The 13,889-nt window shown below is 56.6% G+C and carries 9 protein-coding genes; 8 read left to right on the top strand and 1 reads right to left on the bottom strand.

All coding sequences use genetic code 11. The annotated features are described in order from the left end of the window. Positions 1 to 3 precede the first annotated feature (3 nt). From NQ014_RS05775 to NQ014_RS05760, 4 genes are read left to right on the top strand one after another with little or no spacing between them, the layout of a single operon-like run. Positions 4 to 1,194 carry a glycosyltransferase family 4 protein gene (locus NQ014_RS05775; RefSeq protein WP_257074214.1) on the top strand — a complete coding sequence of 397 codons (1,191 nt, stop codon included), beginning with the start codon at positions 4 to 6 and terminating at the stop codon, positions 1,192 to 1,194. Beyond that, positions 1,194 to 2,372, top strand: coding sequence for a DegT/DnrJ/EryC1/StrS aminotransferase family protein (locus NQ014_RS05770; protein ID WP_257074213.1), 1,179 nt, complete (start codon positions 1,194 to 1,196; stop codon positions 2,370 to 2,372). The genes NQ014_RS05775 and NQ014_RS05770 overlap by 1 nt, the downstream gene beginning before the upstream one ends. Beyond that, entirely contained in the window at positions 2,369 to 4,126 is a 1,758-nt protein-coding gene (locus NQ014_RS05765; protein WP_257074212.1) for a hypothetical protein, read from the top strand. The genes NQ014_RS05770 and NQ014_RS05765 overlap by 4 nt, the downstream gene beginning before the upstream one ends. Positions 4,127 to 4,136: 10 nt before the next feature. Next, the gene (locus NQ014_RS05760) at positions 4,137 to 4,802 is read left to right on the top strand and encodes a sugar transferase (protein ID WP_257074211.1); all 666 of its coding nucleotides are present in this window, start codon (positions 4,137 to 4,139) and stop codon (positions 4,800 to 4,802) included. Here the strand turns inward: NQ014_RS05760 and NQ014_RS05755 are convergent. Beyond that, a complete protein-coding gene (locus tag NQ014_RS05755; protein ID WP_257074210.1) occupies positions 4,786 to 5,481 on the bottom strand; it encodes a NeuD/PglB/VioB family sugar acetyltransferase in 696 nt (231 codons plus the stop codon). The two genes, NQ014_RS05760 and NQ014_RS05755, sit on opposite strands and share 17 nt — an antisense overlap. Before the next feature lie 394 nt (positions 5,482 to 5,875). On the opposite strand from NQ014_RS05755, the gene NQ014_RS05750 reads away from it, so the two are divergent. The 4 genes from NQ014_RS05750 (at position 5,876) to NQ014_RS05735 (ending at position 13,876) form a co-directional block, all read left to right on the top strand. Next, positions 5,876 to 7,828, top strand: a complete 1,953-nt coding sequence (locus NQ014_RS05750; protein WP_083326707.1) for a hypothetical protein — start codon at positions 5,876 to 5,878, stop codon at positions 7,826 to 7,828. A gap of 81 nt (positions 7,829 to 7,909) precedes the next feature. Further along, positions 7,910 to 9,520: a class I SAM-dependent DNA methyltransferase gene (locus NQ014_RS05745; protein ID WP_257074202.1), complete on the top strand. Its 1,611-nt coding sequence runs from the start codon at positions 7,910 to 7,912 to the stop codon at positions 9,518 to 9,520. After that, on the top strand, positions 9,517 to 10,695 hold the full coding sequence (locus NQ014_RS05740; RefSeq protein ID WP_257074201.1) for a restriction endonuclease subunit S: 1,179 nt from the start codon (positions 9,517 to 9,519) through the stop codon (positions 10,693 to 10,695). The genes NQ014_RS05745 and NQ014_RS05740 overlap by 4 nt, the downstream gene beginning before the upstream one ends. After that, positions 10,688 to 13,876: a type I restriction endonuclease subunit R gene (locus NQ014_RS05735; RefSeq protein ID WP_257074199.1), complete on the top strand. Its 3,189-nt coding sequence runs from the start codon at positions 10,688 to 10,690 to the stop codon at positions 13,874 to 13,876. Before NQ014_RS05740 ends, NQ014_RS05735 begins: the two co-directional genes overlap by 8 nt. The last annotated feature ends 13 nt before the right edge of the window (positions 13,877 to 13,889 follow it).

Here is a 13,889-nt window from a genome sequence, read left to right as displayed (position 1 = left end):
ACAATGCGAATCACTTATATCCACCAGCACTTTGTTCTCCCCGGTGAGCCGGGTGGTTCCCGACCCTACGAGTTTGCCCGCCGAATGGCCGCCGCAGGCCACGAGGTGACAATGATCTGTGGTCGCGATGAGGCCATGGATAAAACTGTTGATGGTATCCACGTGCGTCGTCTAGCGATTCCGTACCGCAATGAAATGTCGAAGCGCGAGCGTATCGTCAGTTTCTTGAACTTCCTGGTGCGCGCCTCCGCGGTCGCTGCCCGTGTGCCTGCCGACGTGATCTACGCGTCCTCGACCCCGCTGACTGTGGCGGTTCCGGGAATTGTGGCGAAGTTTACCCAGCGTGCGCCGTTGGTGGCGGAAATTCGTGACCTGTGGCCAGAGGTGCCGATCAAGTTGGGCTACCTCAATAATCCGGTGGCAATTTTCCTGGCCAAGCAGCTGGAGAAGGCATTTTATGCAGCATCGAGCGAGGTCGTGGCGCTGTCGCCGTCGATGGCCGATGGCGTCAAAGAGGTCGCTCCGAAGAAGCGCGTGACCGTGATTCCGAATGCGTCGGACTTTGAGCGTTTTGATGTCCCGGCCGAGCAGCGTGCAGCTTTCCGCAAGGAGCAGGGCTGGGGCGATGACGTGGTGGCGGTCTACGCCGGTGGTTTTGGCATGTCCTACCAGCTGGAGTGGCTTGTGGATCTGGCGGCGCAGCTGCGTCGTGATGGCGTGGAGAATGTGCGCTTTGTCCTGCTGGGGCAGGGAAGCGACTCGGATGCGTTGTACCAGCGCGCCGAGAACGCTGGCCTCGATGCCGATGCGATGTTCCTTGGCCGTCAGCCGAAGGAAGATGTCGCCAAGTACGTGTCTGCCGCCGATATCGCGCTATCGCCGCTGCGTGATGACCCCTGCCTGGAGGGCAACTCCCTGAACAAGGTCTTCGATGCCATGGCCGCATCGCGTCCGGTGGTGTTCAACCACGGTGGCTGGCTGGAGGAAGCCGCAACCGAGCACGATGCCGGTTGGCGTCTCTCGCGCGATATTCCGACCGCGGCTAAGCGATTCGCTGAGATCGTCTCCGACCGCGATGAGATGCGCGCAGCTGGACAGCGCAACCGCGAACTAGGTGAGAAGCGTTTTGCCCGCGACAGCCTGTACAACCAGCTCATCGAGGTACTCAACCGCGTCCGAAAGGTGCAGAAGTAATGATTAACGCCGACGCTAACAAGCCCAATGAGCGGATCTTTCTTTCGCTCGCGACAGTCACCGAAGCCGAAGAACAGGCCGTCGTTCGTGCACTCCACTCTGGTTGGGTCGCGCCGCTGGGCCCCGAGGTAGACGCGTTCGAGGCGGAGATTGCCAAGCGCTGCGGTGTTGATCACGCGCTCGCGCTGTCTTCCGGCACCGCTGGCCTGCACTTGGCGCTGCTCGCACTGGGCATTGGGGAAGGCGATTACATTCCGGTTTCCACCATGACCTTCGCGGCCACGACCAACGCCATTGCTTACGTCGGCGCTACGCCGGTGTTTGTCGATGCCGCGGAGGACGGAAACATCGACCCTGAGCTGCTGCTCCGCACCGTCGATGAGCTGCTTGCCGAGGGCAAGAGCGTTCCCGCCGTGATGATTGTCGACCTCTTTGGCCGCTGCGCCGATTACCCGGCCTTTGCGCCACGCCTGGAAGAACTCGGCATCGCGCTCATCGAGGACGCCGCCGAGGCGCTCGGTGCCAGTGTCGATGGTCAGCCGGCCGGCAGTTTCGGCCGTGCCGCCGCGCTGTCTTTCAACGGCAACAAGATTATGACCACATCCGGCGGTGGCATGCTGCTGTCCAACGATGCTGACCTCATCTCCCGCGCCCGCTACCTGTCCACACAGGCGCGTCAGCCCGTCGCTTGGTACGAGCACACCGAAATCGGCTACAACTACCGCCTTTCCAATCTGCTTGCCGCACTGGGGCGGGCGCAGCACTCGCGGCTGGACGGCATGATTGCTCGCCGCCGCCAGATTCGCGATGCGTACCTAGATTTGCTCGCCTCGCTTGACGACGATGCCCCTGGTAAAGGTACCCGCTTGCTCTCTGACTCCGATGTGCGTTTCACCGAGAACTGCTGGCTGACCTCAATTGTGCTGCCACAGGAGGCCGTCGATAAGGGCATGTTGAGTCCGGACAGCGTGATTGCAGCACTTGGTGAGGCCAACATTGAGGCTCGTCACCTGTGGAAGCCGATGCACCTACAGCCGGTGTATGAGGGCGCGCGGGCGACCATCAACGGCACTGCTGAGAATCTTTTCTCCCGTGGCATTACTCTTCCTAGTGGTCCGGCGCTGGATGATGATGACGCCGCGCGGGTGATTGGTGTTTTGAAGGAAGTGCTGGGATGACCAATGCTATCGATGCGGGAATAGCCCGGATATCGCAACTGACAGCTATCGAGGCGGTTCTGTGGCTGTTCTCAGTCGTCGTAGTGACATCGTGGACGGATCCGCTGCAGGGTGCGCAGATCGGTACCATTTTGTTGGCTTTGTTCTGCCTGCGTACGTTCTTGGGCAACGGCGGTCGGATGATCACACCGTTGGGCGTATTTACGCTTGTGACCCTCTTTACGGCAGCTTTTCCTGCTTATGAAGCGTGGGATGACACAAGAGTTTCAACCGAAGCGTTGCGCACAGCCGTTGGCCTTACCTACTTGCTGACCTTTCTCGTGACCATGATTTCTTGGCGCTTTGGCCGAGAAATACGTTTCGATAAAAAGGTGCTTCCTGGCCGGTGGCTTTTCATCCTCATCGGCCTTGTGCTGTACGCGTTTTCGTACCAATTCCGCGCCTCTGAGCTACTGCCGGGCATCATTATTGAAAGCCCGGCAATTGTGGGAATCCTGCTGGTTGCTTTTGGTGCCTGGTGGTCGCGATCGGTGATTCTCCTGGTACTTTCGCTGCCGGTAGTGTTAGGTATGTCGGCGGTATATGTCCTAGATATTCATAGTGGACAAGGCCGTTTGCGTATCGCCGCCGTGGGACTTGGTCTCTTGGTGTTGTTCGCGATTCGTGTTCGTGGTTTTTGGATCAAGCTTCTGACCATTCTGATGGGCCCCGGTGCGTTGATGGTGTTTGCAACGCTGCGTAAGGCTCACCAGGAGAGCATCAATAAGGGTAATTCAGCCAACCGCACGGGCCTGGAATCCTTGACTGACCCGTTTGTTACCTTCGCAAATCTGGTCGATCTGCATGAGCAGGGGCGCTTTGAATTTCAAGGTGGCAAAAATCTGCTGACTCCGCTAACGCCGATTGCGCCGGAGAGCTGGGATTTACCGCGCGCAGTGGGGTACGAGCTGGTTAAGTACTGGAAGCCAGAGAAGGCAATCCCAAAGTACGACTGGTATTCGGTGGCCGCTAACGCTACCGGTGAGTGGTACTGGATGTGGGGCAGCATTGGTGTCGTCATCGGTGGATTTGTACTGGGACTCGGCATTGCCCTGTTTAACTGGGCAGTTACTCGTGGACATGCTGCACTACAGACGCGCTGGTGGGCTCCAGCATTGTTTATAGCCGCAGTGACTTTCGCGGCTGGCCTGGGCGACCTGGTTTGGGGCGGCCTGCATATTTACTGGTTCCGAACCCTGCCGCGAATTGGCCTTGAAATTGCTGTTGCGTTCTTCGTTGCCCTTGTGGTTGGAATCGTTTCCGTGTTCCGCGGCGACAAGACTAAGTCGGCCGAAAGTAGCGCGGAAGAGGAACTTACTTCTCAGCCAGAGCAGGCGGCGAGCGCTGTCGAGCAAGCTGCTGATGAACCTGCATTCGAAACGGATGAGCAGCTGGAGCCGGAACTGGAAACCGAGCCCGCAGCCGAGGCCACAGCGGAAACCGCAGTCGAGCCAGAACCCGCAGCCGAGCGCGAGCCGGTCACGGTCACCGATACCGCAGAGTCGGTTGTTTCGGAGTCGAGGCCAGCGGTGGCCGTCGTCAAGCAAAGTGTGCCTGACAACAAGAATGACAACAAGAAACTGCGCGTTGCGGCAGCGTCGTTTGCCGCGGCTGGTGCAGTGGGTGCGATCGGATGGCTGGTCAGGAACCGTTCCAATGCGGAAGTCGATGCGCGTGCCGAAAAGCTTCTGCGCGAAATGTTCAACGAAAAGTAGGAGATGACCAATGGATTCACCGAGCATCCGTGCGCAACGGGTAATTAAGCGTGGCATCGACATCGCGGCATCTGCAGCGGGCTTGATTGTGCTGTCGCCAGTTATGGGCGCTACGGCTCTGGCAGTGCGACTTTCCATGGGAAAGCCAGTCCTATTCCGCCAGGAACGCCCGGGCCAGGATGGTGAGCCGTTTAATATCCTCAAGTTCCGGACGATGCACCACGTCAATCCGGCAAAGGGGCTTGTCGACGATGCGTCCCGCCTCACCGAAGTGGGAAAATTCCTTCGGTCCACAAGCTTGGACGAGCTCCCGGAGCTTTTTAACGTTCTGCGTGGCGATATGAGCCTCGTTGGTCCGCGCCCGCTGCGCATGAAGTACCTAGAGCGCTATTCGCCGCGCCAAGCACGCCGCCATGAGGTGCCACCGGGAATTACGGGGCTTGCCCAGGTTTCGGGCCGCAATGGCATCACATGGGAAGAACGTTTCGAGTACGACGTGCAGTACGTGGATAATTGGTCGCTACTGCTCGATGCAAAGATTCTGCTCGACACGATCTTGGTGGTGCTCAAGCGCGAAGGCATCTCGGAAGAGGGGCAAGTGACTATGACCGAGTTCACCGGTTCGTCGGATGAGAATTCGTCGGATAAGAACGTTTCGGCTAACGCAGGTTCTTAATCACACTTGCAGGAACACCGGCGACAACGGTGTAGTCATCGACATCTCTAGTAACTGCGGCTCCGGATCCGATGTACGCTCCCTCGCCGACGGTGAGACCGGGGTTGATTACGGAGTTGGCGCCTAGGGTGCAGGCTTCGCCAAGCGTGACAAAGCCCGACACAGCATTGAGCGGGAAGATTGTGCAGTAGTCCCGCAGCACCGCATCGTGGCCGATTGTGACATTCATATTGATTTGGGCATGCTTGCCTACCTCAATATTGCAGGTCAGGCGCGCTCCGGGGCAGATGACCGTGCCCTCGCCGAGCGTGACCAGCGCGCCAATGCTGGTGTCTGGGTGGACCAGAGTCGCAGGCACGAGCCCTTCGATATCTGCGCGTTGCGCAATCGAACGTCGAGCAGCGCCGCTGCCAATTGCGACTGTGTAGTAAACCCCCTCGGGCAAGTCCGCGAGGACCTCAGTTTTGCCCAAGAGTTGCACGCCCATTTTGTGGAAAAAGGTCATATCTGGGGTGCCATCATCGATAATGCCTAGGATTTCCCACTGCGCTGGTAGGCCGTTGGCTGCTGCGTAGTCGTTGATGTCCTTGATGAAGCTGACCACGTTTCGGCCAAAACCACCAGCGCCGACGATGACAATTCTCTCGGTTTTCTCGCTATTAATCCACGGATTAGGCATGCCGCTTATTATCCCACCGCAGAGGCAATTATGCGTAATGGCCACGGCCGGAAATCAGCCTGTGCCACCGATACTCGTAGGTGCGGGGAGAGTGATGACAGGTGGGGGCATCGTAATGCGTTGCGTGTTTAACGACGCGTCAACTCCGACCCAAGCGGTCTGGAACCGATTTACTACGCGTTGGAGGTTTAGATCCGCTTGGAGACATGATGCCAAGCGGTTCTGCGCTTTTGTTTTCCTCGTACATAGATTTATCTGGGAATGACTGTTAAGTACCCTTAACAGCTATGAACATATTACAGCTTTTAAACTGGGCTAATCTCAATCTCGAACAAAGAAAAGGAAATCGAGTTCCGAGAGTGAGGTGAAGAAGATGCCCGCCCTAACAATTTCAATGCAACGCATTGCTGACTTAGCGGATGTCCAGCGTCCATTAGTAACTATGTGGCGCAAGCGTCACTCCGGCGGGTCCGATGCTCCTTTCCCGGAACCACTATTGCCAGTTGAATCCGCTGCAGCGAGAGATACTCAACTGAAGTTTGATGCTATCGAGGTAGCAAAGTGGCTCGTTGAGACTGACCACGGAAACAACTCCGATGCTGTTGCGGATGCGCCTTTCTACAGCGACTTGTTTAACGAAGCTGTCGAGGATCCTCGAGTGTGGGCGGCGCTTGTTGCACATGCCCGTGGCGGTGAGGAGGTAACCCCGGAGACTGTCCGTGATGAGTTGTTCTCGGAGTCACTGGTGCCATCTGAGATTTTGGAAGGCGACCTGGAGCACGCGGTGACCTCCGCAAATATCCTGGCTGAAGCGGCATTTTCCGCAACCAAAGTGCTCGTCGAGATTATCCGGCGTCGTCGCTCGCAAACGCCAGAAGCGCTCGTCGAGAACGCAGAGGCGCTACTTGCCGCCATTGGCTCGGAGCTCATCAAGGAATTGCACCGTGATAAGGAGACTCGGGAGGTTCTTGCTTTTGGCCCAGGTGGCGGCGCGTGGGCGCAGCACGCTATTGAATCCCACGAGTCGCCACTCGGTATTGGCTTTGAACACGACGATTTCACTCCAGAGCTCTGCCTGAGCCTAGCGCGTGGAATCGAAGTCCTGGAAGTAACTGATGAATGGGACCCGTCTGCGGTCGCATTCCTTCAGTGGGCAAGCGCCAAGCAGGACGACGCCCAAGAGCTCTTCGATCAGATTGGCTACGTGCAATCGGGACTCGATGCGCGGGGCTGCGTCGTTGTTATTGCTCCGGCTGAGCTCCTCATTGAGTCTAGCAATGCTGTGGTGAACCTTGAACGAAGGAACTTTCTGTGGGGTTCGAAGAATAATCTGCATTCTTCCCTGCGGTATGCGGCGCTGTTTCCTCATGGGTGGACGAGAAGTCTTGGGCAGAGCCAGCTCGCGCTGTGGATTCTGCGAACGCGAGATCCAGAGAAGTTCGATTCCGATCTTGTCATTCTGGCAGATTATTCCTCCCTCGATTTCAGTGGTACTCGCCCGCGTCAGTTCGTGATGGATGTCTTGGCTGCGGTCAATGATGAGGTTTCTCCTCGTCAGCACGCGTTTTATAACTCACTGGTGCTCACCGACGAGAACCTACGCATGCGGAATTCGCTGCGCCCGATCCGCGAACGGGTATCCGAAAAGGAGGAAATCGCAACAATCGCCGAGTTGCGACTCCAGGCCGACGCGGTGGGTGTCGACTTGTCGCGTGTGCCGAACCTCCAGCAGGCGGGCAATCCCTACGAGATTCACCGCAGAAAGCTCCTTAGCTGGACCGAGGCGACCAAACAGCCGGCACCGTTGGTGAAGGTCATCAAGGGATCGAAGCTGCAGGACCTGGATACTGGAAACCCGGATGGAACCATCCCGGTTATTGGTCGAAGCGAACTGAGCGGGCTCGCGCCAGCCGGAGCACGGAAAGCCAACATCGTCGATATCAGTGTGAAGCTGCCTCGCTCAACCCTGACCGAGCCCGGTGACGTGGTGTGGATTTACCTCAATAAGCCCGTTGCGATTGTTGATGCGCAAGGAGGCTCGCTGGTCGAGGCACCTGCCCAGATTCTGCGGTGTATGAAGACCAGGGCTCGGAGCAAGACCCCTCTTGAGGAAGTCACATCACCGTATCTGTTGGCGGAGCAGCTGGGCCACGCGCAGACCAAGGACAAGAAGGCGTGGCAGGTGCCCGTAATTGAGCAGCGGGATGCGGAAGTGTTCGAAGCAGTGATGCGTGAGGTGGATGCACGTAGAGCAGAGTTGCTTGAGCAGCTCGAGGGCATTTCCGCTTTCCGACGTGACTTCGGTGTGTCGCTGGCAAGTGGCGGTATTCGGGCGGCACCGGAGTAATCGCTGCTTGGCGAGGATTCGGAAATCGTATCTAAACAGCTTAATCAGATAGCTAAATCTAAGAGTTAAGGAAACGAAGTAATGGCAAGAAAGAAGAAGGAAGCGGTCAAGGTTCCTTCCACAATGAGTGAGATTAAGGACATGCTGTGGAAGTCCGCGGATAAGCTACGCGGGTCCATGGATGCCTCGCAGTACAAGGACGTTGTGCTGGGGCTCGTATTCCTGAAGTATGTGTCGGACTCTTTTGATGAGCGTCAGAAGGAGATTCGCGTTGAACTGGAGGAGCAGGGCTTCGATGAGGAGGTAATCCAGGAAGACCTGGAAGATATTGATTCCTACACCAGTGAGAATGTCTTCTGGGTTGATCCCGAAGCTCGGTGGGAATTCCTGACGGCTAATTCCAAAGGTCGTCTAGGCGAAGGCGGCAAGCAACAGTCGATTGGCAAGCTCATCGATGCTGCAATGCAGCATGTGATGCAGGACAATGAGTCGTTGACGGGTACGCTTCCCTTGATTTACGGCGCGGAGAATATTGACCAGCGCCGCCTGGGTGAGTTGGTTGACCTGTTTAGCTCGACCTATTTCGGCTCCACTAAGGAGAAGAAGGCTCGCGATCTTCTCGGCGAGGTGTACGAGTATTTCCTGGATAAATTCGCAAAAGCCGAGGGCAAGAGGGGCGGAGAGTTCTACACTCCGCAGTCCGTGGTGCGAACTTTGGTGGAAATTCTGGAGCCTACGGAAGGGCGCGTGTATGACCCTTGCTGTGGTTCGGGCGGCATGTTCGTGCAGGCGGAGAAATTCCTGGAGGCTACAAAGCGCGATCGCAGCAATATTGTGGTTTATGGCCAGGAGCTGAACGAACGCACCTGGCGCATGGCGAAAATGAACCTTGCTATTCACGCCATAAGTGCTGCGGGCTTAGGCCAGCGCTGGGCTGATACCTTCGCACGCGATATCCACGGGGGTATACAGATGGATTACGTGCTGGCAAACCCTCCGTTCAACATCAAGGACTGGGTGCGCAACGAAGAGGATAAGCGATGGAAGTACGGTGTCCCGCCGGCGCGTAACGCGAACTTCGCGTGGATGCAGCACATTGTTTCCAAGCTAAGTGCCCATGGTTCCGCCGGTGTGGTGATGGCCAACGGCACCATGACCTCGCAGAGTTCGGGTGAGGGGGAGATCCGCAAGAACATGGTGGAAGATGACGTGGTCTCCTGTGTGCTGGCGCTACCAGCGCAGCTATTCCGCGGTACGGGTATTCCAGTGTGCATCTGGTTCTTCGACATGGATAAGTCCGCAGGTCAGAAGGGTAGCATCGACCGCTGTGGTGAGGTTTTGCTTATCGACGCCCGCCAGCTCGGCCATATGGTCGATCGCACGGAGCGTGAATTCTCTGATGAAGATATTCAACTGATTGCCAATACTTTCCGCACCTGGCGCGGTCGCGAGTCCGCCGAAGGGGAGTATGAGGACGTTGCCGGCTTCTGCAAGTCCGCAACCATCGAGGAGATCCGTGAGGCTGGCTATGCGCTAACGCCTGGCCGCTACGTAGGCATGCCGGAAGCGGAAGAAGACGATGAGTCTATCGACGAGAAAATCGCTCGATTGACAAAGGAATTGACCGCTGCTTTGGATGAGTCTGCGCGTCTGGATGCGGTAGTGCGTGAGCAGCTGGGGAGGATGAAGTGAAACCTGAATTAATAGAGCTGTCTAAGGTCGCGGTAGTCACGACTGGTCTTACGCCTACCGAACACCTACAGGATTCTGAAGGAGCCAGCGGACTGCCTTTCGTAACACCCTCCGATTTTTCGCATAAGGATCTAATTCGTAGTAGTGCTCGGGTAGTGGATGATGAGGGGATTAAAAATGTCGGCAAGAGGGTTATCCCCAAGTATTCCACTTGCGTTACCTGCATCGGTTCGACGATCGGCAAAACAGGTTTTTCGATGGAAAGTGTGCTAACTAACCAGCAGATTAACAGCGCTACTGCAATGCCGACCCTGATAGATTCTAGGTACCTATACTATGCAATACTCAGTCGTTCCAAATTGCTGAAATCAATCGCAGGAGGGTCGGCTTCTCCAATTATCAACAAATCCACTTTTGGAGAGCTGATGATTCCACTGGTAGATCTAATTTCACAGAAGGCTATTGCCGATGTCCTGGGTGCCTTGGACGACAAAATCGCAGCGAATCAGCGGGTAATGCAGCTATCTGATGAACTTATTCATGCTGAATATCGGATGATTGAAGAGTACGTTGTCATCCCATTCACAGAGTTGAGGATTACGAACGGTGCGCCATTTACGGGGGCTCACTTTAACTCTCATGGTGAAGGTTTGCCTCTGATTCGAATTCGAGATTTGAGGACGAATGCACCTCAAGTGTGGACCACTGAGCAGCGGACTGACTCTACAGAGATTCAGCCAGGAGACCTACTGGTTGGCTTAGATGCCGAATTTAGACCGACTACTTGGTTGGGAGCTCCAGGCTTGTTGAACCAACGAATGATGAAGGTTAGTAGTGAATTCTACGGATCGGCTCTGCTGAGAGAGGCGATTAAGCGGCCTTTAGCAGAAATTGAAAACTATAAGACTGGTACCACCGTCATCCATTTGAACTTGATGGATTTGAAGCAAGCAACGGTCAAGGTTCCAAATGACTCCGTGGTGGCCACAATTCGAAGCCGCATTGATCCCGTGTACGAAGCAATGGTTGCGAAAGCTCAAGAAAACCAAGTCCTCGCCCGCACCCGAGATGAACTGCTGCCGCTACTCATGAACGGCAAGCTCTCCGTCTCCGAGGCAAGTGAGGCCGTTGAGGGAGTGGTCGGAAAGCAAAAGGAAGGAGACGGCGATGTTTAGCGAAGACATGTTGGAACAGCTCACCCTGGACAAACTCGGCGAGAACGACTGGCAGCCGATGGCAGGTGCGTCCGTCGCGCCGGGCTCAGGGGAGCGGGAAAGCTGGAAGGATATTGTCCTCCGCGGAACGCTCAATGAGAGCGTCCGCGCGCTCAACCCAGGTGTGCCGGAGGAATTCCTTCAGCAAGCGATTGGTGAACTGCTGACCCCGAAGTCGCAGGATCCCATCGCCGAAAACCTGCGCATCCACGAGATTCTGGTCAACGGCTACTCCGGAATCCAGTACAACGACCTCGATGGGCAGCCGAAGAACCCAACAATCTACTTCCTCTCCGCGGACTGGAACAAGAATGACTTCAAGGCGGTCAATCAAGTCACCATCCGCAATGTTGAATACGAGCGGCGTTTCGATGTCGTGTGTTACATCAACGGCCTGCCGGTAGCGTTCTTCGAGCTGAAGAAGCCGTCCGGCAAATCCACGGCGGAGGAGGCATTTAATCAGCTGCAGACCTATGTGGAAGAATTCCCGATGGCCTTCCGCTTCGCCAACGTTGTGGTGGCTAGCGACGGACTCGACGCGAAATGCGGCACCCCGTTCACGCCATACAACCACATGGCTCCATGGAACGTCGATGACGATGGCGTGCCCATCAAGATGGATGAGCCAGACGAGAACGGCCAGGCGCCACTTGCCCTGGAAAACCTCATCTGGGGCGTATTCAACCCAGTGCGCTTTGCCCAATTGCAGCGCGACTTCACCGCTTTCGATGACGCATCGACTGGCTTGGTCATGCGCATTGCGAAGCCTCACCAGTACTTTGCGGTGACCAAGGCCGTCGGTAAGACCATCGAAGCCGTGCGCACGGACGGCCGCGCGGGCGTCGTGTGGCACACCCAGGGCTCCGGCAAATCCATGGAAATGGAAATCTACACCGCCTCGGTAATGCGACGCCCCGAACTGGAGAGCCCGACGATTGTGGTCATCAACGACCGCACCGAGCTTGACGGTCAGCTCTACAGCACTTTCCTCTCCAGTACACTGTTGCCCGAAAAGCCACAGCAGGTGGAGTCGCGTGAGGAGCTGCGTACGGCGTTGGCGACGCGGACGTCGGGAGGCATCTACTTCACCACGCTGCAGAAGTTCGGGCTGACTAAGGATGAGCGCGAAGCCCACAAGTCGCACCCCGTTCTGTCCGAGCGACACAACATCATCGTTATTGCTGATGAGGCGCACCGATCTCACTACGGTTTCGGCGACATCAACGCCGACGGCTACGCCGCGCACCTGCGCGCAGCACTACCGCACGCGACGATGATTGCCTTCACAGGTACACCGATTGCTGAAGGTGACCGCGATACCCGCGAGGTCTTCGGTGGCGAGATTGATACTTATGATCTGCAGCGTGCTGTCGACGATGGTGCCACAGTGCCCGTCTACTTCGAGCCTCGCCTGATTCCGCTAGCGCGAGTTAAGGAGATTACCGACGAGTACATCGATGCCACCGCCGAAGTAGCCATGGAAGGCCTCAGCGAATCCGAGCGCGTCCGGATTCAGCGGACTACCGCAGCGCTGGAGGCAATGTACGGCACGGACGACCGTCTCAACACCCTGGTGGACGATTTGCTGATGCGCTGGGACGACCGCCGTGAAGTGATGCAAGACTTCATCGGATGCCCTGGAAAAGCAATGGTGGTCACGTCGACGCGTAGCATCGCAGCGCGAATCTACGAGAAGATCATCGAGCGCCGACCGGATTGGCACAACGATGCTGACGACAAAGGCAGGATCAAGGTCGTCTATTCCGCGAACCCCTCCGATCCTCCGGAGATTAAGAAGCACATGCGTCGACCGAGTGCGACAAAGGCCGTCAAGGAGCGGATGAAAGATCCTGACGATGAGCTAGAAATCATCATCGTCAAGGACATGATGCTCACTGGCTTCGATGCGCCGCCACTGCACACTCTGTTCATCGACCGTCCACTGCGTGGTGCTTTGTTGATGCAGACCCTCGCGCGCGTCAACCGCACCTTCCGAGGTAAAGAGGACGGCCTGCTCATTGCCTACGCGCCGCTGACTGAAAACCTCCGCGCAGCACTTGCCGAATTCACTGTCGATGCGGAAAAGCAAGGCAAGAAGGTCATTGGCCAGCATGCCGATGAGACGCTCGAAATCGCCAAGGGGTTTTTGACACAGATTGACGCATTGGTGCAGGTGGACTGGCGGGAGAAGCTCGCTGCTGGCGATGTGCATGGTGCGATTGCAACTGCGGTGGGATTCCTGCGTTCGCCACGGACCGAAGGGAATGTCGACCCAGAAGATCCGATGGCACGCCCAGTGGCGAAACGCTTCCGCCAGTTGGCTGGCTCGTTGGCCCGAGCCTGGACAATTGCCGTGACCGCCGACGGTGCGGTGGATATTCGCGATGACGTTCGCTTCTACCTCGAAGTTCGTCAGTGGTTAATCAAGATGGATGCTTCGGATCGAGCGAGCCGTGGAGAACCTATCTCGGATACGGCACGGCGTGTACTGGGGCAGCTTCTCGTTGACTCTGCGGAGAGTAAGTCGGTGATCGACATCTATGCAGAGATTGGCCAGGATGTGCCAAACCTGCAGGAAATTGCGGCCCAGGGCTTCGACGAAAGGAACCTCAAGTCCAATATCGAATTGGCTATCGAGGCCCTGCGAACCAAACTGCAGCAAGGCATTCGTGATGCCACTGGCAATAACGAAGTGCGCAGCAAGCTGTTCTCCGAGCGCATCCGCGACGTGATGACGCGCTACACGAATCAGCAGCTAACTGCGGCAGAAGTCATCGCTGAGTTGGTGAAGCTGTCGAAGGAAGTTGTCGAGGAGTCCAAGCGTGGCGAGAAGTTCACGCCAGCTCTGTCTAACGATGAGCTGACGTTCTTCGACGTGATCTCGCAAAACGAGTCTGCAGTGGACGTGTTAGGTGACGACGTGTTGGCGGAAATTGCACGCCAGCTCGTTGCAACCATGCGCCGCGACACCCGCACGGACTGGACAGTGCGAGATGACGTCAAGGCCAAGTTGCGTCGAACTATCAAGCTGCTGCTGCGTAAATACAACTATCCGCCGGACCGCCAAAAGGAAGCGACACTACGCGTTTACGAACAGATGGAGAAGTTCGCGCCGCGGTATGCAGTGAGGGATGAGGGATAAGGGATGCTTCGAG

The organism is Corynebacterium sp. 5QC2CO (assembly GCF_024580435.1).
GTDB classification, from domain to species: Bacteria; Actinomycetota; Actinomycetes; order Mycobacteriales; family Mycobacteriaceae; genus Corynebacterium; species Corynebacterium jeikeium_D.
Note: the sequence above shows the minus strand (reverse complement) of the source record. Positions and strands in the feature narration are given on the sequence as shown.

What these genes read in the sequence shown, in the direction of transcription:
- NQ014_RS05775 (WP_257074214.1), top strand. Translation starts at nt 4, where the DNA reads ATGCGAATCACTTATATCCACCAGCACTTTGTTCTCCCCGGTGAGCCG.
- NQ014_RS05750 (WP_083326707.1), top strand. Translation starts at nt 5,876, where the DNA reads ATGCAACGCATTGCTGACTTAGCGGATGTCCAGCGTCCATTAGTAACT.
- NQ014_RS05765 (WP_257074212.1), top strand. Translation starts at nt 2,369, where the DNA reads ATGACCAATGCTATCGATGCGGGAATAGCCCGGATATCGCAACTGACA.
- NQ014_RS05745 (WP_257074202.1), top strand. Translation starts at nt 7,910, where the DNA reads ATGGCAAGAAAGAAGAAGGAAGCGGTCAAGGTTCCTTCCACAATGAGT.
- NQ014_RS05770 (WP_257074213.1), top strand. Translation starts at nt 1,194, where the DNA reads ATGATTAACGCCGACGCTAACAAGCCCAATGAGCGGATCTTTCTTTCG.
- NQ014_RS05760 (WP_257074211.1), top strand. Translation starts at nt 4,137, where the DNA reads ATGGATTCACCGAGCATCCGTGCGCAACGGGTAATTAAGCGTGGCATC.
- NQ014_RS05755 (WP_257074210.1), bottom strand. Translation starts at nt 5,481, where the DNA reads ATGCCTAATCCGTGGATTAATAGCGAGAAAACCGAGAGAATTGTCATC.
- NQ014_RS05735 (WP_257074199.1), top strand. Translation starts at nt 10,688, where the DNA reads ATGTTTAGCGAAGACATGTTGGAACAGCTCACCCTGGACAAACTCGGC.